Here is a 22,526-nt window from a genome sequence, read left to right as displayed (position 1 = left end):
GATAATATAACTCTGGCTTACAGCTATGCCGAAAATTAGATAAAATCGCAAGATACCGACGCATAACAACAGGAGAAAAGCCATGATTGCTCCCGCAAATCTCAGCCGCATCAGCATCCCTCCTTTGGAAAATGGCGATTTGCTCACCCGTGCCGAATTCGAGCGACGCTATACAGCAATGCCGGGACTCAAAAAAGCAGAATTTATCGAAGGAATTGTTTATATTGCTTCACCCTTACCCTTTGAACCCCACGCCGAACCCCATGCTCGCCTGATGACTTGTCTTGGCTTCTATGCTGCTTTTACCAAACATACTTGGCTCGGCGATAACCCCACCGTGCGTCTCGACGTGGATAACGAATTCCAGCCCGATGCTGTACTGCTAATTGATTCCCGACGCGGCGGTGCAACTAGCCTCAGTGATGACGGCTACATTGTAGGCGCGCCGGAATTTGTTGCCGAAATTGCTGCTAGTACCGCTACGCTCGATCTGCGGGACAAAAAGCGAGTTGACCGCCGCAGCATGGTGAAAGAATATCTCGTTTGGCAAGTAATCGATCGCCGGATTGATTGGTTTTCCTTGCAGGAAGAAGAATATATTTCTCTGCTACCCGATGCAGAAGGAATTATCCGCAGCCGTGTTTTTCCGGGGTGGTGGCTGGCTGTTTCAGCACTCTTAGACGGGGATATGCCAAGTGCGATCGCAACTCTTCAAACGGGATTAAACAGTGCCACGCACCAAGAGTTTGTCCAACAGTTAGCTGCTTTCCCAAATCCCGTTTTGTAGAGAGGCTACAAATCGCATCTCTACAACAACTAATCCCCCTACAACCGGCAAGTTTGCCGTGCCCTTTCATCCTCCGGTTCTTGCCACCCAAAAGCAAAATGACTCACCGCATTAATTTGCGGCGTCGCAGAGCGAATTGCCGCCATTTGAATCTCCAAAGACGGCCGATTTTTCAGAGGTTTTCCCCAATCTCCAGCAATGGCAGGAATAATTTTTGCTCCCGCAGGCGCTAAACTTACTGTTCGCTGCACCTGTGGCACAATGCAGCTTACATCGCCGCAATTTCCGTAAGACATGGCGTGGAATTCTATAGCAGCCGGAAATGTGTCCCAAGGCTGCAATCTCGAATCATATCCCCCTTGATTTATCGCTTGATTTGCAGTGGGAAAAAACACCGCTCCTACAGGAATTCCCATCCTTTGAGCTGGTTGAATTGCTATCCCCAAAAAATCTAAAATCCCTTGAACGGCGTGAGCAACGCTTAGTTTCCACAAATCTTTTTGCAGAATGCCGGTATCGGGAAGCCGCGGTGTCGGTGTCGGTGTCGGTTTTGGTGTGGGAGTTGTAGGGTTTGGCTTGTTAGTGGCGGGAGTTGTTGAGGCTGTTCTTGATACGGCATTCTGCGTTCTTGAAGGTGAAGTTGCTACTGACATGGCCTGCGGAATTCGACCCTGCCAAAGAGGTTCTCGCTCAGTTGGATACTGTTTGACTAATGCTTGAACGTCAGTAGTATTTATAAATCCCTTAGTCAAATATCGCTGAATTAAATCTCGCCCTTGCTGATTGCTAGCCCGCTGCAAAAGAACTTGCTGCGATGCTGGGCCGTAAATCCACAAGTCTTGAACTTTGGTAGCAACTGAAGCGGGTCCGATGCCCCGTAGATAGCGAATGTAGTCGAACAACATTCCTTGGGGCTTGCGCTTGACTATTTGATTTACTAACAAAGTATAGTCTTGCCGTGCTTGCGGGTTGTACGGATCGATAAAGGCTTGATTGCCCGGAACTTCTCCGAAGTCCTCGTTAATTGCTGCGTATTCGCTTACTGTTAAACTTGTCTGATTTTTACCGTTGATAGCGAGGGTTTGCTGTCTGTCTGGACGCTGAGCATAGCTATAGCCAAAGTTCATGGTAAATAACCAGGCGTAGACTTTTAAACCTCGCTGTTTGCCTTTGGCGATCGCCTTTTCTAACAAGTCGTATTTCTCGTAACCGCGATTTCTCAAAACAGAAGGCCAAACCGTAGGGTTGTCTGCTGCTGGTAGCAGCACTTGACCATCGTAAAACACTTCGACATAGACTTGGTTGTAGCCTTTATTCACAACTTTGTCTAATACTCGATCGAGTTCTCCGGGTCTGACATCGCAGGGATATAAACGCAGCCAAACTGCTTGGGTTTCGGGCCAAGTTTTTTGGCGACATTCTGCTATTTCCCGCGCGTGTTTGTTCAAAATAGCAAAATATGCTTGCTGAGATTCCCGTTTTCCCGACAGCGCGGCGCGGCGCAAGTCTTCTTTTTGATTTACCTGTTCTGGGGATAATTGGCAATAGGCTGATGTTTGGGCAAAAGCTGGTTGATTTCCGATAAACGGCCACACAAGTTGGCTGATGAAGCTACTGGTTAAAACAGCAGTTACCGCACTTAAAAAGCGTCGCTGGTGTTGAAAATTCGCGATGCGAGTTGGTGCAATTTTCATGGGAGAATTGAATGGGGTTTTCAGGTTTAAATTGGGTGGCGATCGCATTTTGCCGATCGCGCTCAACAAGCAGCTACAAATTTTCTACTTTTTTCCGTTGACTTAGTTATGGCACAAGTCGATCGCACAGTGCAAATTCTATCTGGCGGCTATTTAAATTCAATAAGGGCGATCGGGTAAGACAAGACTCCGCGATTAAACCGTTTTGCAGTATTTTTTCCCTAAATGCTGCATAAAAAAGCGCCTGGATACAGTGGGCGCTAAAAGCAGTTGATATTTCTACTAAAAATTGTTAACACTCAAATATCAAGGATGCAAGATGAATTATTAAAATTTATCCTCGATCCTAAATTTTGAGATTAAGCTCCTCTGTTAAGAGCAGCTTCAATCTGCTGAAATTCTGACTCAAGACGCTTTTTCAATTTTTCAGGAACCGGACGGTTGGGATAGGAACTGTAATGTCCTGCCAAAGAGTTTAATGCCGTCCGCATTGTCGTGAAAGAGGCCAGCTTGGTAAGAGCGGGATCGCGGCGGTATTCAGCAAAAAAATCGTTGATACTTGTGCGAGCCTTGGCTTGAGCGGCTGCTTTTTCCGGCGTACCCTCTGGCAAAGTGAGCGCTGTTCTCAAGCTCTTCACTAATGCTAATGTGTCTTGGCCATAATCTCCACTCAGAGTGGCGGGAACATTGGTACAGCCCGCTACGCCGATGACAACAACTAATACTAGGGCTAACAGACGGGAAATGTAATGCTTCATAAGGTTTAGAAAAATGGAAGCGAAAGCGGCAATCAAAATTAACCTTTATCCTATCTTGAATTGAGCTAATAGTGCCAATTTCTCAACTTTTTTTCAGCTTTACCATGAAACATAAAATTTGTCAATCTAAAATCTAAAATCTAAAATCTAAAATCGATTGATTTGTCCAGCAACGACGGAGAGAATTTGGGTTTGTCGCAGCCACTGAGCATCAAAAGCGCCTAGGTGAGTTGTAGTAATCAGAGTTTGGAATCGTTCTTGAATTGTTTCTAAAAGTTGATTTTGGCGGCTCAGATCGAGTTCTGCAAGTACGTCGTCGAGCAATAGTAAAGGCGCTTCGCCGACGACTTCTTCAATAAGCTGCAGTTCGGCTAATTTTAATGCTAATACCAGAGTTCGCTGCTGACCTTGGGATGCGTATTGACGAGCTGGGGTATTGTTAATTGTAAATGTAATGTCGTCGCGGTGGGGGCCGACTAAAGTGGTTCCTTGAAACTGTTCTGCGATCGCCCTTTTTTGAATTTTCTCTAAAAATGCTTGCCGCACTCCTTCGAGATTGTCTTTAGCGATAAATTCCGAACTTACTTCAATATTAGCATCGTATTTCACATCTAAAACTTCGGCAGAACCGCTAATTGAACCGTGCCAATTTCGAGCTAAAGGCATCAAACGCTCCAAAATTCGATCGCGCCTGCGGATCACGCGAGCGCCCGCTGTCGCCAACTGCGCGTCCCACAAAGCTAATTCTGAACTGGGAATGGGGGATTGGGGATTGGGGATTGGGGATTGGGCATTGGGCATTGGGAATTCTGCGATATTTGGGTCTTCGGGAGTTTCAGATCCGATAAATCGCATTTTATCAAAACCTTCAGAAAATTCCGCTTTCCTGATTTCTTTAGAACGTTTCAACAGAGCGTTTCTCTGGCGCAAAATTTGGTTATACTGCTGCAAAATGTGAGCGTAAATCGGTTCTAATTGGATGACTAGGCGATCGATCCAATTGCGTCTTCCTTCGGGCCCGCCGCGCACTAAGTCCAAATCCAAACAAGAAAATTGCACTACATTTAAGACACTCAAAAAGTCTAAATGGCGACGCAGCGGTTCACCGTTGAGCTTCAGTGTTCGACGCGCTGCAGAGCGAAGAGTTAAAGCTAAGTCGATCGCTCCGGTTTGACGTTCGAGTGTAGCATCAATTTGGCCGATCGGCTTTGAGTCGAGTATTAAATCGCGATCGCGCCCTACCCGGTGGCTTTTTAATGTAGAAAGCAACTCTACCGCTTCTAACAAGTTAGATTTTCCTTGAGCGTTATTTCCTACTAAAATGGTTTTGGGAGCGTCAAATGCTACCTTTTGATCGAAATAGTTCCGAAACTGCCGTAGGTGCAGCGTTTTTAAATACATAATATTGGGAATCGGGAATCGGGAATCGGGAATTGGGAATTGGGAATTCGGAATCAGGAATTGGCAGTAAAGTTATCGTAGGGTGCCCATTGCGTACCTTACCCATTCCATGGCGAATCTTTGGAATTGCAGTTTTTGCGGATCGTTGCGCTTGCCATGACTTTATAGTGTTGAGAATCTGGTCAAATGCGAGCAGTCTAACGAATAATGAAACATCGCTCATTATTCGTTAGCCATTAACACTATTTTCGAGATTTGTAAAAGCGCACAAACAGTTTTTCCATTTCAATCCAGACAAACATCAGAGCGCTGAAACCGAAGCAAACCAGCAACTCAAACCCCGTTAAATAATGAGTGCCGAAAAAGGCTCTCAGCGGCGGAACGTAAATCAGCATTAATTGCAAAGCAGTAGTAACAATAACAGCTCCCCAAACAAAAACATTAGTGAAGGGGTTTAACTCGATAGTTAGCTGAGTGTTAGACCGAATTGCGATCGCGTGACCCATTTGTGCCAAACAAAGAGTTGTAAACACCATTGTTTTCCAAGCCTCGGGATCTCCAACATGATTAGGGTTGGTGGTATATCCGTAAGCCCAGGACATCATCGCGATCGTCAAAATTGCAAAAATAATCCCGATCCGAATCATGTAAGAACCCAAACCCCGCGCAAAAATACTTTCTCGCGGACTGAAAGGAGGCTTTTTCATCACGTTCGGTTCCCCCGGTTCGACGGCCAAGGCCAAAGCGGGAACGCCGTCTGTTACTAAGTTCATCCACAAAATTTGCAGTGGCGTCAGCGGCACTCCTCCCAAACCCATTAAAGGTGCGGCCGCAATTGTCAAAACTTCGCCGATGTTGCTGCCCAAAATGTATTTAATAAAGCGGCGAATATTGCTATAAACCACTCGCCCTTCTTCAGCGGCGGCGACAATAGTTGCGAAGTTGTCGTCGAGGAGCACCATATCGCTAGCTTCTTTGCTGACATCGGTGCCGGTAATCCCCATAGCGATTCCGATATCGGCTTGTTTCAAAGCGGGGGCGTCATTAACGCCATCGCCGGTCATCGCCACAAATTTGCCCCAACTTTGCAAAGCTTGGACTATTCGCAATTTGTGTTCGGGGGAAACGCGGGCGTAAACACTAACCTGTTCGACTTGCTGTTTGAGTTCTTCTTGGCTAAGCTTTTCTAATTCTTGACCGGTGAGAACTCGATCGCCCTCTTTAGCAATACCTAAATCGTAGGCGATGGCTTTTGCTGTCAATTGGTGGTCTCCTGTAATCATCACCACCCGAATGCCTGCATCGCGGCACTTCACCACTGCTTCCCGGACTTCCGGGCGCGGGGCGTCGAGCATACTGACGAGTCCCAGCCAAATCATTTCTTGTTCGCTGGTTTCCTCGGAACCTTGGGGCGGCACGTTTTCCCAGAGTTTGTACGCAAACCCCAGGACTCGCAAACCGCCGCTTGCCATGTTGTTGTTTTCGGCGAGGATGCGATCGCGCATTTCCTGATTTAAAGGTTGTACTCGATCGCCGGCTATAATGCCTTTGCAGCGCTCCAAAGTCAACTCTGGAGAACCTTTTGTCAGCATCAAATAATTCGACTGCTGTCCTTCGGCTGCTGGAAATCCCGAATGTCCCGATCTGCCGGGCACTTCGCAAATCACGCTCATCCGTTTGCGTTCGGAAGAAAAAGGAAATTCCGCCGTCCGCTGCAGCAATTGAGACTGTTTTTCCTTATATATTCCTGCTTTTCCCGCTACACACAGCAGAGCTCCCTCCGTGGGGTCGCCCAAAATCTTCCATTCTTGCTGTTCTTGCTGCAATACTGCGTCGTTGCACACTGCACAGGCAATTAATAAAGATTCGACTTCTGGATATTCTTCTAAATTATTAATTTGGGTCGATGTATGCCGATCGGTAAAATCTCCGATCGGTGCATAGCCGTCGCCTGCCACGGCGACTGTGCAGTCGCCCGTAGACACTAGCTGAACAACCATTTTATTTTGAGTCAGAGTACCTGTTTTGTCAGAACAAATGGTAGTTACCGATCCCAAAGTTTCTACGGCCGGCAGTTTGCGAATCAGGGCGTTTCGTTTCACCATCCGCCTAGTTCCGAGTGCCAGAGTAACTGTCACGACTGCTGCGAGTCCTTCGGGAACCACAGCCACAGCCATGCTTAGAGAAACTTCTAACAACTCTTCCCACCTGCTGGTATCGAACCCGAGGCTGCCGTTTTGGAAGGTAATCATGCCGCCGATGACGACAATTGCGACTAAGGTTAGGGCACCGGAGACTAGAACATTTCCCAACTGGCTCATCCGCTGTTGCAGGGGAGTCGGTTCGCTTTCTACTGACTGAAGCATGGTGGCAATTTTGCCCAGTTCAGTTTGCATTCCAGTGTTGGTGACGATCGCCTTTGCTCGTCCCTGAACAACTTCTGTGCCCTGAAAAATCAGGTTGAGTCGATCGCCCAAGGAAGCATCTTCTGGAAGTTCTAGATCGGCTTGCTTGGTGACTGCTAGAGCTTCCCCCGTCAAAGCTGATTCTCTGACTTGCAAGTTGGAAGATTCGATCAAGCGTGCGTCTGCTGCTATTTTTACCCCAGCCTCCAACAGCATCACGTCTCCAGGTACGAGTTCCTTGGCTGCTATTTCTGAAGTTTTGCCGTCCCGCAGGACTCTGACTAGGGGAGAAGCGAGGTTTTTGAGGGCTGCGAGGGCTTTTTCAGCACTTTGCTCTTGGAAATAGCCGAGAATGCCGTTGAGTATGACGATCGCAAAAATGGCGATCGCATCTTTGGGAAAAGTATTCGACCGAAAGTCCAAAAAACCCGAAATCACGGCCACACCCATCAGCATCAACAACATGATGTTGGTGAACTGATCGACAAAAATCGACCACGGACTGCGGCCTCCTGTTTCTTCGAGTTCGTTGGGGCCGTATTGCTGCAAGCGTTCTGACACCTGTTTGCTGCTCAAGCCAGCGTCTTTGTTGCTGCTTAGCTGCTGGAGAGTTTGGTCAATTGCTACGGTGTGCCAAGAAGAGGGAGAATTTGAAGACATAAATTACGATCGATCGTGGGGCATAAAGGTGGTTGTGGCCGGACAGCTACAGCCGATCCATCTGGCTGATTACAGTGAGAGAGTTTTAAGTTTTGAGTTCTGAGTAAAAAACTGTTTAACTTGCGACTCGTTTTGGGCGGTTCGATGCCGGGGAAGCAAAAAGCTTTTAACTTCACTGCGTCTGGCGGCTCGATCGCGCCGTTTGTAGACCTACCGCTGAGAGCACCTATCCACCTTACCAAAAATAATGGGTTTAAAGCCCCGTCCTTCGCTTGACGGAAGCCCAAGCAGTGATTCTTGGAATCCTGCGGTACGGCCGGGGAGGATGTCAATATATAGATGAAGAAAGTATTTTTTGCAACCGCTGCAGGACAAACAGTAGATGCTTCCTCTGGGGTCAAATCCAATGACTCCCCAGACCAAGCATCCCCGCGTTATGAAATACCGGGCCCGGTATTTCAACTTCCAACGGCTGAGTTTACTCACTCAATGCTGATAGTTCTGGTAAAAGCTGAGGCTGTGGCGAGGGGGTTCACAATCTTTTGGATTTTTCCCACACCGAATTTTGCAGGCCTCCTGACATTGGGCAGAATTTTTGGTTTTTTCCCTATTCCCCAGCCTTCTTTTACGAAAACTTTAATTTACTTAATACTTCTTAACAATTCCGCTTTTCCAGAGAAAGCCAACAAAGACGATCGGCCCACGGGACGGTTCGGGGGGGTTCTACCGCCACAGCAGGGCGATCGAAGCAAACTCTTCGTTTATGAGTACCCTCGCGCATCTACCCTAGGAAGGAGATTTGCCCGCACTTGCACCCCAAATATTTACCTTCTTAGAGAGATAAGTTTCTGTAATAATTTGTAATAAACAAACGCAGGCGAGCATTGTATAAAGATTATCAGAGGGTTGAAACGACAGGCCAAAGTTAACAAAAACCCTGATTGACAAGGTTTGTCGCATCTCATAAAAGGTGTAAAATTTTCTAAGGTTTCTTAAACCTCCGTTGCAATGTAACAATAGTGCAGGTAGCGGAAAGGGAGAGATCGATGGGACCAGCAGATTAGCTGGCATCAAATTTCAACCCTTGCAGGCACTCGTAGCCTGAACAAATTTAACTTAACGGTTTTATACCGCAACCAAACTCAATTAACTCAAATAGGAGAGTTCTTTCATGTTTGACGCATTTACAAAAGTGGTTTCCCAATCTGACGCTCGGGGCGAATTTCTAGCTCAGGGTCAACTAGATGCTCTCAGCAGCATGGTTTCCGACGCCAACAAGCGGATTGACGCAGTAAACCGCATCACCGGCAACGCATCCAGCATCGTAGCCAATGCAGCTCGCACCCTGTTCGCTGAACAGCCTCAACTGATCGCTCCTGGTGGTAATGCTTACACCAACCGCCGCATGGCAGCTTGCTTGCGCGATATGGAAATCATCTTGCGCTACGTCACCTATGCAACATTTGCAGGCGACGCCAGCGTTTTGGACGACCGCTGCTTGAACGGTCTGCGTGAAACATACCAAGCTCTGGGAGTTCCCGGTGGCTCAGTTGCAGCCGGCGTGCAAAAAATGAAAGAAGCAGCGATCGCGATCGCTAACGACCCCAACGGTGTTACCCGTGGTGATTGCAGCTCGCTGATGTCTGAAATCGGCAGCTACTTCGACCGCGCAGCCAATGCAGTCGGCTAAAAATAGCCAAGCGAACCTTTCTTGTAAAGAAGCGAGCATCGCATTTTTGCAAACAATCATTTTTGTACAAAAACAACACAACATTAGGGAGAAACCAGAACAATGAAAACCCCTTTGACTGAAGCAGTAACCGCAGCCGATTCTCAAGGCCGTTTCCTGAGCAGCACAGAACTGCAAGTCGCCTTCGGCCGTTTCCGCCAAGCAGCAGCCGGTTTGGAAGCAGCCAAGGCTTTGACCGCCAACTCTCAGCGCTTGATCGACGGTGCAGCTCAAGCTGTGTACAACAAATTCCCGTACACACAACAAATGCAAGGCCCTAACTACGCTTCTACCCCAACCGGTAAAGCCAAGTGCTCTCGCGACATCGGCTACTACCTGCGGATGGTAACCTACTGCTTAGTTGCAGGCGGCACCGGTCCGATGGACGAGTACCTGATTGCAGGTGTTGACGAAATCAACCGGACATTTGAATTGTCTCCTAGCTGGTACGTTGAAGCTCTCAAGTACATCAAAGGCAACCACGGTCTGAGTGGCGACGCTGCAACTGAAGCGAATTCCTACATCGACTACGCAATCAACGCTCTGAGCTAGATTTGCGTGATGCCCGGAATTGTAAGCTGCTGTTAGCTTAAGTGTTAGCGGTTGTTTAGAATTCCGGGCATCTGCGATCTAAGCCTAGTTTTGCAAATACTTTTTTAAGCAGTTTTCAGTTTTTAAAGCAAAAAAGGGAGAAGCGAAGATGGCGGGATTAGGTGCAGCAGAACGGTTGGGAATAAAAGCATTTGAAGAAGCGGGACGAGTAGAACTGCGCCCCCACTGGACGCAAGACGATGCGAAAGCAGTAATTCGCGCGGCTTACAGCCAAGTTTTCGGCAACGAGTATTTAATGTCGAGCGAACGACTGACCAGTGCTGAATCTCTGCTGATGCAAGGGCAGATTTCAGTGAAAGATTTTGTGCGGTCAATTGCACATTCCGAAACTTATCGGAAAAAGTTTTTTTATCCGAACTCGCAAACGCGGTTAATCGAGCTTAACTACAAGCATTTGTTGGGTCGCGCTCCTTACGACGAGTCGGAAATTGCTTTCCACGTTGATTTGTACAATGCAGAAGGCTACGAAGCTGAAATCAATTCTTACATTGACTCAGTTGAGTATGAAGAAAATTTTGGCGACAGTATAGTGCCTTACTATCGCGGTTTCGCGACCCAAAGAGGTCAAAAAACCGTCGGTTTTAACCGGATGTTTCAATTGTACCGGGGTTTTGCTTCTAGCGATCGATCGCAAAACCAAACCCAAGCCCGGCTGACTTGGGAAGTAGCGAGAAATATGGCTTCGCCGATACACACAGCCTCCACCGGAAAAGCCCTTGGCGGTACTTCCGGCGGTTCTCGCGACCAACTCTACCGAGTCACCGCAATGCAAGGTGCGGCTAAGTTTTCGCCTCAAGTGCGGCGGACAACTACCGAATATCTCGTGCCTTACGAGCAACTTTCGAGCCGCTTGCAGCAAATCAACAAATGTGGCGGCAAAGTGGTAAGTATTACCACAGCTTAAAGTTTGTAAAGACGTTTTTTTGAAACGTCTTTACCAAATTAGGACTAAGGCTAAAAAATTCTTCAATTTTATGTGGATATGTAAGGTGTGCAGTGTACACCCTACTTTGAGGCATATTATCCTTAGTCCTAAAAATTTCAAGTGCAACCAAGCATTAAACTTTTGTCATTAATAATTTAGGAGAAAATCTGGTGGCGATTACAACAGCAGCGTCCAGACTAGGAACATCCGCATTGAGCGATGCGCCGAAGGTAGAACTGCGCCCGAACTACAGCAAAGACGACGTTGAAACTGTGATTCGTGCGGTTTACCGTCAGGTGCTGGGCAACGACTATTTAATGAAATCCGAGCGACTTACAAGTTCCGAGTCTTTGCTGCGGGACGGCAGTTTGACGGTACGAGAATTTGTACGCGCTGTAGCTAAGTCAGAACTGTACAAAACCAAGTTTTTCTACAACAGCTTCCAAACTCGGACGATCGAACTAAACTACAAACACTTGCTCGGTCGCGCTCCCTACGACGAATCTGAAGTAGTTGAACACTTAGATTTGTACCAAACACAAGGCTACGACGCTGATATTGATTCTTACATCGATTCAGTAGAGTATCAAGAAAACTTCGGCGAAAGTATCGTACCTTACTACCGCGGCTTTAACACCCAGCGTGGTCAAAAAACCGTTGGTTTTACCCGGATGTTCCGCCTGTATCGCGGCTATGCAAACAGCGATACATCTCAACTAGAAGGCAATAACTCTCGCTTAGCTGTCGAACTCGGCACTAACAGCGCTACGGCTGTAGTTGGGCCTTCTGGCGGTAACGAAGGTTGGGCATATCGGCCTTCTGCTAGAAACGTAACTCCCAGCAGCACTTTCGGCGGCGCTGCTGCTTACGGCAAAGAAGGGCGGCTGGTGCGCGTGGAAGTTTCGGGTATTCGCACGGGCGGCTATCCCAGCGTGCGCCGCAGCAGCAAGGCTTTCATCGTACCTGTTGAGGAGTTGTCCTCGCAAATGCAGAAATTTCAACGCATGGGCGGGAAAATCGCCAGCATTACTGCAATTTAGTCAGTTGGCAGTTGGCACTTGGCAGTTGGCAGTTACTAGCTTTTAGTCAACAGTCAACAGTCAACAGTCAACAGTCAACAGCGATGCCCTGAGCGAAGTCGAAGGGTCAACAGTCAACAGTCAGAATCACCAATTACCAAGAAGCTTATGTTGGGTCAAATTGTAGCTGGAAAAAGTGGCAATACAGCTTCGGCTGGTCGCTGCTTTCGGTATGAAGTTGTCGGCTTGCGCCAAAGCGATGAAACAGATAATGTGGATTATTCGATTCGATCGAGCGCGAGTACATTTATCACCGTGCCTTACAATCGGATGAATCAAGAAATGCAGCGGATTACTCGCATGGGCGGGAAAATTGTCAGCATTCATCCTTTAAACGCGAGTGCAGAATCATCCCATGAGTCATCCCATGAATCATCTGGTGATCACCAATAGTTGGGTGGGAGGGGCGATGAAAATCGCTCCTAGATAAGCTAGAAGGGGCGATGAAAATCGCTCCTAGACAAACAAAGTCCACTCCAAGCGGACTAAGAGTTAATGTAACCCGCCCAGGCGGGTTTTGTCTGTTTAGTAGCGATTTTAATCGCCAAGTTTCCTTGCAGGTTTTGTCTGGGTAGCAGCGATTTCAATAGCCGAATAACTAACAACTATAGCAATCCTCGCATCATTTGTGAATTTCTTACTCCCTCCCCTTGATAAGGGGAGGGTTGGGGTGGGGTAAAAAGTTTACGACTCCTGCAAGGATTGCTATAATAACTAATAACTAATGACTATGAATTATTACGAATCCGACTCACCGCCGGCGGGTGTAGCTGAGGGCGAGTCTTTAACTGTTGAACAGGCGATCGCAAATTTGCACTCCCAAGATTACAGTCTCCGGTATTATGCTGCGTGGTGGATTGGCAGATTTCGAGTCAAGGAACCTGCAGCTATTGCAGCTTTAATTGCCGCATTGGAAGAAGAGTCAGAACAAACAAAAATTGGCGACTATTCCCTATTACGAAATGCGGCACGGGCTCTGGGTAAATTGAGCGACAAACAAGCCTTGCCGGCCCTGATTCGCTGTTTGGAATGCGCCGATTATTACGTGAGGGAAGCGGCGGCTCAAGCTCTAGAAATGTTGGGAGATCGTGATTCTATTGAGCCACTAATGAAGCTATTGGATGGGGGCGTAGCTGTCGCTGTGCGAGTGCCAGGAAAATCCCACCTCGTGCAACCTTACGACTCGGTAATTGAAGCTTTGGGAACGCTGAAAGCGACAGAAGCAATACCGCTAATTTCACCTTTTTTGGAACATTCTGTGGAGCGGGTGCAGTACGCTGCGGCGCGGGCGATGTATCAGTTAACTGGTGAGCGGGTTTATGGAGAGCGGTTGGTAAGTGCTTTGAATGGGGATAATTTGCAGTTGAGGCGATCGGCTTTGATGGACTTGGGGGCGATCGGCTATTTGCCGGGAGCGCAAGCTATTTCTGAGACTTTAGCAGAAAATAGCCTGAAATTGATTGCGCTCAAAGGAGTTTTGGAGCATCACCTCAATCAACAAGAATCACTATCTTTATCAGATGATGCTATCCGCGTTATGGATTTAATGGATAGTTTACTCTGAAAAAAATTAGTTCACAACTGAAATAGGATTGGTGTAGAGATTCTCAATTGTCTGCTGTACATTCAGGACACAGCACATTTCAGGACACAGCAGTGCTGTTGGCCTACATATTTTGATGAGAATGTTGGTGGGTGAGGTGGCAAAAAGTTCGATCGCGCGATCGACCCAACTTACAATTAAAATGGTCACGGTAAAGCTTACAAATAAATGGCATTAGAACTAATTCAGGCTGTCGAACAAGCAGATTCTTCCGAAGGCTTGTTAAACGCAGTCAAAGCACTGGCGGCAGCTTCCTCAAAACAAGCAATTCCTACCTTAATTACAGTCCTCGGTTACAACAACCCAGGCGCCGCTGTTGCCGCCGTTGATGGGCTAATTCAGCTCGGAGAAGCTGCGGTGCTGCCGCTTCTAGAACAGCTTGACGGCTACAATTACGGGGCGAGAGCTTGGGCTGTTCGGGCTTTGGCGGGAATTGGCGACCCCAGGGGTTTGGAGATTTTGCTCGATGCAGCGGCGAATGACTTTGCTTTGAGCGTGCGGCGGGCGGCGGTTAGGGGTTTGGGGACGATTTGCTGGGAATTGATGCCCACAGAAGAAATTGCAGATGGTCAACTTCGCGCTGTGAAAACGCTACTGCAAGCGTCCCGCGATCCAGAATGGGTGGTTCGCTACGCAGCAGCGGGGGGTTTGCAAGCTTTGGCGGCTGCTGCGACTGTTAAACCGGATTGGTTAGCGGAAGTTTCGGCCAGACTTGAGGAAATCACCCAAACCGATGAAACTACTTCGGTGAAAGCCCGGGCTTTGCTTGCTAAGAAAATATTGTCACTTGGGTAGGGTTTGGGCGATGGTCTCTTCCAAGTCCCCTTGAGTGAGAGTCGTTAATATAAAGACTTCTTGTACGGTTTTGCCCTGTCTGGCGATGATTTTAAATCCCCCGCGGATGGGTACTGACACTCTTAATGTCATGCGGGGGATGTGTCCTTTAACTTTGTTGATGACGCCCGGAGTTACTGTTTGAATGCCGATTTTTAGCGTGAGGCGCTCTAAAATTGGTATCAAACCGGGAAGGTGGGTAGAGTGGTTCCAAACTAGGCGGCCTTTGGGTTGTGCGTTCATAAATATTTAACCAAATTCAACATACCCAGTCTAAGCCACCCCTGGGGGGAACCAATTTGAAATTCCCTCAACTTATGTATCAATAACGTTACTGTGAGTGTCATTGCCAGCAAACCGAGACAATCTCAAACCGAGATTTTTGGTTCGGGGCGCGCAAGCTAAGATTTGATGGCGCAGAATTGTCCTGTACTTTTTGATGTGGTGGGTTGGTAACTGTCGGTTTTTCTAGTTGAGTGGCGATCGCCCCGAGCATTGCTGCGACGCTGCAAGGTTTTTTGAGATAGCCGTCTGCTTTAAGTTCCAGGGCTTTTTCCATTTCGGAGGCTGTCATAAAAATAAACGGAATGCTGGCGGTTGCAGGGTGCGATCGCACGGCTGCGAATACTTCAAAACCGTCGAGCTCCGGCATCATGACATCTGACAAAATTAAATCGGGAATTTGGGCAGCTAACTGGATACCAACTTGTCCGTTTTCGGCGCCGACAGCTTCAAAACCGCGCGATTCCAGAAGTTCTAATACGGTTTCTCGGATTAAGTTATCGTCTTCAATTACTAATATTTTTTTCATGTGTTTGAACAGGCTCTTTACTTTGTTTGTATGTGTCTGTTATCATTCTTACAAATTAGTTTTAAAGAATTCAATAGGGTTATTGCAAAAAACCGCTTTTGACTAGCAAATTTTTACGGTTTTGTGTATGCTCGCAGTTACGCACAACACTGGAGTTATCAGCACCTTTACCTTGTGTACTAGCGCTAGAAGTCGCTCCGGCGTACCTAGGATTGTGAACGTCTAAAATCAGCGATTCAATAGTTTATTTAATCAAGATTTTAGCCGCCTGACTCAAAAAGTTTCTATTTGAGTGGCGATCGCAGTTACGTGTAATTAATAAATCCGCCGATGAGCTAAGCGCGAAACTCCAACCTGTGCAGTTCACAAATTTCGGGCGATCGGGTAAAATATAACTTGCTGTATCGCTATTAAGTGAGGAAAAAGATATGTCAGAATTTCTAGACTTTCTCAGACATCAGTTTGCCTACGTTGCAATTGGCGAATTTAAACCAGGAAAATTTGAAGCTGCCGAACAACTTTTTGAAAAAGCCGTTGCAACTTATGCCACAGGTTTTAAAGGAGCATACTTGCTGCAATTGCCCAATACAGACAAAGGTATTGCCATCATTTTTTGGGAAAGCGTAGAAGATATGGCAGCCAATCAAAGCGCAGCTTATCAGGAAATATTGAAGCAGATGGCGCCTTTGTTTGCGAAAATACCAGACACTGATGTTTATGAAATTGTTAGTGAAATTCAGCCCAAAAGTGAATAATTAACAAACCTGCAATCGGCGCGTCATTCCCATTCCCATCGGCGTCTTTCGCCCGACTCCGCTGTAAAGCGCAAAATCTGCTAAAGTGTTAATTTGCTTGATAGTAGCAGGAGCTATATCTCCCATAATTCGGTAACTAATATCCCCGACGCAGCCAATAAATTTACTGCGAGAATCCGTACTAACTTCTGTTCTGATATCGAAGAAACTGGGAAAAATAGCTTCTGTGAAAGTAGGTTCGATCGCAATCCTGCTGTACTTGTTCCAGCGATTCGCTAAACTGCCGAAAATACTCTCACGAGTGGGCATAGCACTATCATATACACCTTGCCGAAAATTAGTAGGAGTGCAAAAACTAAAAGCAATTTGGCGCTCAGTTTCCGAAGCTCTCTCGAACAATTCGGCGTAAGTACAAAAGTTTACCCAAGGCTGGTTTGATTGCGGTTCGCTCAAAATATTAGTAATGTATATATTTGTCGGGCCCAGATGCCAAGGGCGCTCAAAATTGAGTTGCTGCCAAAGTTGAGTTAGGCGATCGAACAAACCGTCATCCAGCAGAGAAATTCGCCACCAAATCGGCGTATTTTCCTGAATTGCTTGCTTGTGTTCCCACTGGACAGCCGGAGATATTGTGCGGGAAGCCGGAGGCAAAACTCTCTTTTGTGGCTGGGGCGTGGTGCTTTTGTAAGCTTCTTTTCTCCTTACTTGAAAAGGGCTTAAAGTGAAAGCTTTTTCATGAGACTGGTCGTGCAGGTACGCGCTCAAATCGCTGTCTACAGCACTCACAAGGTTCAAAAACAAAGCGTGGAGATGCCGCCCCGTTAAAAACTGGGATGGAATTGGTGCAACTGGCAGCAGGTTTAAAACAAGGCTGTGGGGCATTTTTAAATTCTATACAGTGTCTCTATATATTTTCAGCTCGTATTAATATTACAGCTAAGTTGGCACTTAGATTAAAGAATTTTAATCACGTAAGGTGCAGAGTCTGCACCTTACGTTTACGGGGATTTGTGCGCCTAGTGCACCCTAGGTTTAGGTGGTTATATTGAGTGCGGGAAATTTTTAGGCGATCGAGATTTCTGGCGACAAATAAACATCTTGAATGGCGTGGAACAATTTTACGCCTTCTTCAAAGGGACGCTGAAAAGTTTTGCGACCGGAGATTAAGCCGCAGCCGCCAGCGCGCTTGTTGATTACCGCCGTGCGAATTGCTTCTGCAAAATCGCTTTTCCCCGAAGCACCGCCGGAGTTAATTAAACCCATCCTTCCCGCATAACAGTTGAGCACTTGATAGCGAGTTAGATCGATCGGGTGATCCGTTGTCAAATCAGAATAAACGCGCTTGTCGGTTTTGCCGTAACTGTGACCACTAGCTTTAGCAACTGCTGCATAGCCGTTGTTACATTCGGGCAATTTCTGCTTGATAATGTCAGCTTGAATTGTCACTCCCAAGTGATTTGCTTGCCCTGTCAAATCTGCCGCCACGTGATAATCTTTGTCTTGTTTAAAGATATCGTTGCGGAGATAGCACCACAAAATTGTCGCCATTCCGTATTCGTGAGCGTGGGCAAAAGCCTGACTGACTTCTTGGATTTGTCGCGTCGATTCCGGCGAACCAAAATAAATTGTTGCTCCGACTGCTGTTGCTCCCAAATTCCAAGCTTGCTCGACAGAAGCAAACATTATTTGGTCGAATTGATTGGGATAAGTTAGCAACTCGTTGTGATTGAGCTTGACAATAAAAGGGATTTTATGCGCGTATTTGCGAGATACGCTTCCCAAAACTCCCAGCGTTGTCGCGACAGCATTGCAGCCAGCAGAAATTGCTAATTTAATGATATTTTCGCTGTCAAAATAGATGGGATTCGGTGCAAAAGAAGCGGCCGCCGAGTGTTCGATTCCTTGGTCTACCGGCAGGATAGATAAATAGCCCGTATTTGCCAAGCGTCCGCTAGAATAGAGTTGCTGAAGCGATCGCAAAACTTGGGGAGATCGATCGGTTTGAGCAAAAATGCGATCGACCCAATCCGGGCCGGGCAGGTGCAACAAATCTTTAGAAACTTTTGCTTGATGGGTGAGCAAGTCTTCGGCTTCGTCGCCAAGCCAAGATTCGATCGAACTGGGAACTGATAGTGTAGCTGTCATACAGATTTCCCTCTCAATTTCAATTGCAGGCTGATGATTGCAGACATTAACCTTGCTGATATTGTAGCGAAAAAATCATTTTTTCCATCTCCTCAACCCTCAACCCAGTTTTTAACAAGTTAGCGACAACAGCAACTAGGACGCGCTACTCTATAATAAGCTGGCAGTTCAGCCGGATCTGCGCTGCCAGCGATCGCCGATCGACTCACAACTTTGCCATCACAATGTCACACACTTACTTTGATTCTGAAAACGGTCACAAATCCTTCGAGATGCCCGGTGCCAGGCCCCACTACAACCCCGATCGCCCTGGTCAAGTAGAGCACATTTTCCTCGACTTAGTGCTGAATATTCCCAAACAAAGCTTTCGTGGCACTTGCAGCATCCGCATCAATCCAGTCCGCAGCGGTATTGACAAATTAACCTTAGATGCTGTCAACCTGAATATCAAATCAGTAAAAGTCGGCGAAATTGAGCAAAATTTCGACAGCGATGGCGAAGTGCTGCAAATTCAACTACACGAACCAACCGAAGCTTACCAACCAATTACAATTGCGATCGAATACTCAGTCGAAAAACCCCAGCGTGGCCTCTATTTTGTCGGCCCGGACAAACACTATCCAGACAAACCCACACAAGTTTGGACTCAAGGCGAAGACGAAGATTCCCGCTTCTGGTTTCCCTGTTTCGACTATCCCGGACAGTTGGCAACTTCGGAAATTCGAGTGCAAGTTCCGAGACAACTCTTTGCTATTTCCAACGGCGAATTAATTAGTACAAAAAACGAAGGCGACGATAAAATTTATCACTGGTCCCAAACGCAGGTACACCCGACGTACTTAATGACCTTAGCAGTAGGAGATTTTGCCGAAATTAAAGACGAATGGAACGGCAAACCAGTTAATTATTACGTGGAAAGAAGCCGCGAAGCAGACGCTAAGCGCAGCATGGGCAAAACGCCTCAAATGATTGAATTCTTCTCTAAAGCATTTGGCTATCCTTACCCTTTTCCCAAATACGCTCAAGTCTGCGTCGATGATTTCATCTTCGGCGGTATGGAAAATACTTCGACAACTTTGCTAACAGATAGGTGCTTGTTAGACGAACGCGCCGCCCTCGACAATCGGGGTACTGAAAGCTTAGTCGCCCACGAATTGGCTCACCAATGGTTCGGTGATTTAGTAGTAATTAAACATTGGTCTCATGCTTGGCTGAAAGAAGGCATGGCTTCTTATTCCGAGGTGCTGTGGACTGATAAAGAATATGGCAAAGAAGAGGCGGCTTACTATATGTTAAATGAAGCCCGCAGTTATTTAGCAGAAGACAGTTCTCGCTACCGCCGCCCGATGGTTACTCACGTTTACCGCGAAGCCATTGAATTGTACGATCGCCATTTGTACGAAAAAGGTGCTTGCGTCTATCACATGATTCGCGCCGAGTTGGGCGACGAATTATTTTACAAAGCAATTCACACTTTTGTGCGGGATAACGCTCACCAAACTGTAGAAACCATCGATTTGCTCAGGGCGATCGAAAAGGCTACTGGTCGCAATCTCATGTTTTTGTTTGACCAGTACGTTTATCGTGGCGGTCATCCAGATTATAAGGTTGCTTATTCCTGGGATGCCGACAGCAAATTAGCCAAAATTACTGTTACCCAAACTCAGGTAAAAGACAGCAAAAATGGCAACGGCAACAGCAACAGCAACAGCAAAGATATATTCGATCTGAAAATCCCGATCGGCTTCGGTTACAAGCCGGAAAAAGAAGCAGATGATGACAGTTTGGCATCTTCAACCCCCAACCTCAAAACTTTCACAGTCCGAGTGCATGAGCGCGAGCAAAGCTTCTATTTTCCTCTTGAAGAGAAGCCTGCATTTATCAGTTTTGATGTCGGCAATAAATACTTAAAAACTGTTATTTTAGAGTATGGAATTGCTGAATTAAAAGCTCAGTTACAATTCGATCCAGACCCTGTTTCGCGGATTTACGCGGCCCAAGCTTTGGCGAAAAAGGGAGGACTGGAAGCGGTGAAAACGCTATCAGAAGTTCTCAAGAAAGAGCCGTTCTGGGCGGTACGGGCAGAAGTTGCCGGTCAGTTAGTTGAAATTAAACTTGACCAAGTTTTTGAAGGTTTAGTAAGTGGTTTAAAAGATAAAGATGCTCGTGTTCGTCGCGCTGTGGTAAATGCGCTGGGTAAAATCCCAACTCACGAAACTTATAAAGCGCTGAGATCGATCGTCGAAAAAGGCGACGACAGCTATTATGTAGAAGCAGCAGCAGCGACTGCTATGGGCTCCATTGCAGGGGCTAACCCCGATGAAAAACCAACCGACGAACAGGTACTCAAAGAGTTAAAATTGGTGCTGAAAGAGCGTCAGGGGTGGAATGAGGTAGTGCGATCGGGTGCGATCGCCGGTTTGGCACAGATGAAAACTTCTGAAGATGCGCTGAATTTAATATTGAAATATACAGCCGCCGGTACTCCGCAAGCTTTGCGCTTGGCTGCAATTCGATCTTTAGGCACAATTTCGACTGGTCAAACCAAGGTCAATTTAGAACGGATTTTGCAGCGATTGGCAGAATTATCTAAAGAGACGTTTTTCTTGACTCAAGTGTCTGTAGTAGCGGGATTAGGACAAATGCAAACTCGCAAAGCACTTCGCATTTTGCGTTCTTTAGCTGACCAAACTCCCGATGGCCGCGTCCGCCGCATGGCTGATGAAGCTGTGCAAAGAGTGCAGAAAAATGCTGGTTCTGATGCAGCGGTAAAGCAGTTGCGGGAGGAATTAGACCAGGTGAAAAAGGAGAATCAAGATTTGAGGAGTCGGATGGAAAATTTGGAGGCTAAGGCGAAGAAAGATTAGGTGTAAAATCCTACCGACGCAGATAAAGGCAGATATTGGCGATCGGCTTTTATCTGCTTGTCGGTAGATGATTGTGCGCGGTTATTATAATAATATTATTGTTCAGTGGGAGTGCATGGGAATTTCCTATTTTCGACAGAACGGAAAAGCCAAATATGTTTATTCTCCACTTTATTGCTGTCTCAACTTGGGAAGTATCGAGAATCAGGATGCTATTTTTATTTTTTACTTTTAAACAACCGTTCATGAGGTTACAGCAGCTTTTGTAGCCACAAATATTAGAAATCATGAGTATAAAAAGCATTTTACTGGTTGAGCAATCGGGGGTAATTCCCTACCGCATTCAAGAGGGAGAAATTGAAGTGATGCTGATTACTTCTTCGGCTAGCAAGCGCTGGGTGATTCCCAAAGGATTAATTGAAACTGATATGACTCCCCAAGATTCCGCCGCCAAGGAAGCTTGGGAAGAAGCAGGTTTGTTGGGTAAAGTGTTCCCGGATTTGCTAGGAACTTACGAGTATCAAAAGTCAGGCTGTACTTGGCAGGTAGGAGTATTTTTAATGGAAGTGCAAGCAGTTCTAGAAATTTGGCCGGAAGCTAGCAAAAGAAAGCGGCAGTGGGTAAGTATTCCTAAAGCAATTAAGCGGGTTAATGAACCGGAACTCAAACTCATTTTGGCGGATTTGCCGAATCGGTTCTGGTGATTCAGTCAGGGACGCAGAACCTAATTATCTAATGTGCGCCTCGGCGCATCTTACCGCCATAATTCGCGCGTCAAACCACTTTTTGGTCTTAGTATAAACTTGTAGGGTGCGTCCGTCAGCTAAATTATTGGAAAATCCAGCTATGATTACTGACGCACCCTACAAAATTATGATATCAGTGTAAAAAGTTTCCCCTTAAGCGTTAGCTGACAGAAAAGGAATACTTTCGGCTAAGTTATCCTTAACTTCAATTCCCTGTTTTCTCGCCCAAAACTGGCTCAAAAAGTGAATTTGTCGGAAGCCGACAACTAAATTTAAACCGGGTACAAAAATCCACCAAACTGTTAGCGGTTCTTTGATTCCTTCTTGGCGGTACAATTCGTTCACTGTCTTGTAAAGTTTGAACTGCACGATGTAAATCCAAGCAATACCGAGGAGGGAAAACCAACCAAACCATCCGGGAACGTCAGGGTCGAATATTCGCAAAGCTTGGGGGACGGCTACTCCTAAAACAAAAGGAAGCAAGCAAAGAGTTCCCGACCAACCGCTGCCGTTATAGCGACGCAATTCTTCTTGAATAATCCATTTGTACCATCCGTAATATAGCAGCAAGCTGACTGCCGACAGCAAAATTACTCGCCACAAAGAGCGGGGTTTACCTAAAGGTTTGTCGGACATATTTAGGGTTTGCTGAATAATCGATCGCAAACTAAGAACAGGAGCTCACGATATATTCAAGCAGAGTTAAATATAAGTT

At 46.6% G+C, this 22,526-nt stretch carries 22 protein-coding genes; 12 read left to right on the top strand and 10 right to left on the bottom strand.

Annotated elements, in window-relative coordinates:
• Positions 1-82 precede the first annotated feature (82 nt).
• A complete protein-coding gene (locus QUA34_RS22835; RefSeq protein ID WP_333389334.1) occupies positions 83-787 on the top strand; it encodes a Uma2 family endonuclease in 705 nt (234 codons plus the stop codon).
• A gap of 38 nt (positions 788-825) precedes the next feature.
• Here QUA34_RS22835 and QUA34_RS22830 read toward each other — a convergent pair whose 3' ends face one another.
• From QUA34_RS22830 to QUA34_RS22815, 4 genes are all read right to left on the bottom strand, one after another.
• Complete coding sequence (locus QUA34_RS22830) at positions 826-2,481, bottom strand: family 10 glycosylhydrolase (protein WP_333389348.1); 1,656 nt, start codon at positions 2,479-2,481, stop codon at positions 826-828.
• Positions 2,482-2,840: 359 nt separating this feature from the next.
• On the bottom strand, positions 2,841-3,239 hold the full coding sequence (psb27, locus tag QUA34_RS22825) for a photosystem II protein Psb27 (RefSeq protein WP_333107406.1): 399 nt from the start codon (positions 3,237-3,239) through the stop codon (positions 2,841-2,843).
• A 147-nt stretch (positions 3,240-3,386) separates the two neighbouring features.
• On the bottom strand, positions 3,387-4,640 hold the full coding sequence (locus tag QUA34_RS22820; RefSeq protein ID WP_333389333.1) for a DNA replication/repair protein RecF: 1,254 nt from the start codon (positions 4,638-4,640) through the stop codon (positions 3,387-3,389).
• Between the two features lie 242 nt (positions 4,641-4,882).
• The gene (locus QUA34_RS22815) at positions 4,883-7,705 is read right to left on the bottom strand and encodes a cation-transporting P-type ATPase (protein ID WP_333389332.1); all 2,823 of its coding nucleotides are present in this window, start codon (positions 7,703-7,705) and stop codon (positions 4,883-4,885) included.
• Positions 7,706-8,044: 339 nt separating this feature from the next.
• Here QUA34_RS22815 and QUA34_RS22810 point away from each other — a divergent pair, with 339 nt between their 5' ends.
• From QUA34_RS22810 to QUA34_RS22780, 7 genes are all read left to right on the top strand, one after another.
• On the top strand, positions 8,045-8,569 hold the full coding sequence (locus tag QUA34_RS22810; RefSeq protein ID WP_333389331.1) for a hypothetical protein: 525 nt from the start codon (positions 8,045-8,047) through the stop codon (positions 8,567-8,569).
• 307 nt (positions 8,570-8,876) lie between these two features.
• Positions 8,877-9,395, top strand: a complete 519-nt coding sequence (locus QUA34_RS22805; RefSeq protein ID WP_333037001.1) for a phycocyanin subunit beta — start codon at positions 8,877-8,879, stop codon at positions 9,393-9,395.
• Positions 9,396-9,497: 102 nt separating this feature from the next.
• On the top strand, positions 9,498-9,986 hold the full coding sequence (gene cpcA, locus QUA34_RS22800) for a phycocyanin subunit alpha (protein WP_006631256.1): 489 nt from the start codon (positions 9,498-9,500) through the stop codon (positions 9,984-9,986).
• A gap of 148 nt (positions 9,987-10,134) precedes the next feature.
• Entirely contained in the window at positions 10,135-10,950 is an 816-nt protein-coding gene (locus QUA34_RS22795; protein ID WP_333327392.1) for a phycobilisome linker polypeptide, read from the top strand.
• A gap of 191 nt (positions 10,951-11,141) precedes the next feature.
• Positions 11,142-12,011, top strand: coding sequence for a phycobilisome linker polypeptide (locus QUA34_RS22790; protein ID WP_333327389.1), 870 nt, complete (start codon positions 11,142-11,144; stop codon positions 12,009-12,011).
• A gap of 147 nt (positions 12,012-12,158) precedes the next feature.
• Positions 12,159-12,443: a phycobilisome linker polypeptide gene (locus QUA34_RS22785; RefSeq protein WP_333327386.1), complete on the top strand. Its 285-nt coding sequence runs from the start codon at positions 12,159-12,161 to the stop codon at positions 12,441-12,443.
• A 331-nt stretch (positions 12,444-12,774) separates the two neighbouring features.
• Positions 12,775-13,614 (top strand): HEAT repeat domain-containing protein, encoded by an 840-nt coding sequence (locus tag QUA34_RS22780; RefSeq protein WP_333389330.1) that lies wholly within the window; start codon positions 12,775-12,777, stop codon positions 13,612-13,614.
• 6 nt (positions 13,615-13,620) lie between these two features.
• Here QUA34_RS22780 and QUA34_RS22775 read toward each other — a convergent pair whose 3' ends face one another.
• Entirely contained in the window at positions 13,621-13,803 is a 183-nt protein-coding gene (locus tag QUA34_RS22775; protein ID WP_333389329.1) for a hypothetical protein, read from the bottom strand.
• Positions 13,804-13,821: 18 nt separating this feature from the next.
• Between QUA34_RS22775 and QUA34_RS22770 the strand changes: the two genes are divergently transcribed.
• Positions 13,822-14,448: a HEAT repeat domain-containing protein gene (locus QUA34_RS22770; RefSeq protein ID WP_333389328.1), complete on the top strand. Its 627-nt coding sequence runs from the start codon at positions 13,822-13,824 to the stop codon at positions 14,446-14,448.
• Here the strand turns inward: QUA34_RS22770 and QUA34_RS22765 are convergent.
• Positions 14,437-14,730 carry a DUF2103 domain-containing protein gene (locus QUA34_RS22765; RefSeq protein ID WP_333327376.1) on the bottom strand — a complete coding sequence of 98 codons (294 nt, stop codon included), beginning with the start codon at positions 14,728-14,730 and terminating at the stop codon, positions 14,437-14,439. The genes QUA34_RS22770 and QUA34_RS22765 overlap by 12 nt on opposite strands.
• Before the next feature lie 100 nt (positions 14,731-14,830).
• The gene (locus QUA34_RS22760) at positions 14,831-15,298 is read right to left on the bottom strand and encodes a response regulator (RefSeq protein ID WP_333389327.1); all 468 of its coding nucleotides are present in this window, start codon (positions 15,296-15,298) and stop codon (positions 14,831-14,833) included.
• 428 nt (positions 15,299-15,726) lie between these two features.
• Between QUA34_RS22760 and QUA34_RS22755 the strand changes: the two genes are divergently transcribed.
• Entirely contained in the window at positions 15,727-16,053 is a 327-nt protein-coding gene (locus QUA34_RS22755; protein ID WP_333389326.1) for an antibiotic biosynthesis monooxygenase, read from the top strand.
• Here QUA34_RS22755 and cas6 read toward each other — a convergent pair whose 3' ends face one another.
• Together cas6 and QUA34_RS22745 are read right to left on the bottom strand one after the other, a co-directional pair.
• The gene (gene cas6 / locus QUA34_RS22750) at positions 16,054-16,935 is read right to left on the bottom strand and encodes a CRISPR-associated endoribonuclease Cas6 (RefSeq protein ID WP_333389325.1); all 882 of its coding nucleotides are present in this window, start codon (positions 16,933-16,935) and stop codon (positions 16,054-16,056) included. It abuts the gene before it with no gap.
• Positions 16,936-17,115: 180 nt separating this feature from the next.
• Positions 17,116-18,198 carry a class I fructose-bisphosphate aldolase gene (locus QUA34_RS22745; RefSeq protein WP_333389324.1) on the bottom strand — a complete coding sequence of 361 codons (1,083 nt, stop codon included), beginning with the start codon at positions 18,196-18,198 and terminating at the stop codon, positions 17,116-17,118.
• Between the two features lie 224 nt (positions 18,199-18,422).
• Here QUA34_RS22745 and QUA34_RS22740 point away from each other — a divergent pair, with 224 nt between their 5' ends.
• Together QUA34_RS22740 and QUA34_RS22735 are read left to right on the top strand one after the other, a co-directional pair.
• A complete protein-coding gene (locus QUA34_RS22740) occupies positions 18,423-21,065 on the top strand; it encodes a M1 family metallopeptidase (protein ID WP_333389323.1) in 2,643 nt (880 codons plus the stop codon).
• 287 nt (positions 21,066-21,352) lie between these two features.
• Positions 21,353-21,769: an NUDIX hydrolase gene (locus QUA34_RS22735; protein ID WP_333389322.1), complete on the top strand. Its 417-nt coding sequence runs from the start codon at positions 21,353-21,355 to the stop codon at positions 21,767-21,769.
• 195 nt (positions 21,770-21,964) lie between these two features.
• Here QUA34_RS22735 and QUA34_RS22730 read toward each other — a convergent pair whose 3' ends face one another.
• A complete protein-coding gene (locus tag QUA34_RS22730) occupies positions 21,965-22,447 on the bottom strand; it encodes a hypothetical protein (RefSeq protein WP_333389321.1) in 483 nt (160 codons plus the stop codon).
• Between the last annotated feature and the right edge of the window lie 79 nt (positions 22,448-22,526).

It is taken from the genome of Microcoleus sp. POL10_C6, assembly GCF_036701585.1.
Classification (GTDB): domain Bacteria; phylum Cyanobacteriota; class Cyanobacteriia; order Cyanobacteriales; family Microcoleaceae; genus Microcoleus.
Note: the sequence above shows the minus strand (reverse complement) of the source record. Positions and strands in the feature narration are given on the sequence as shown.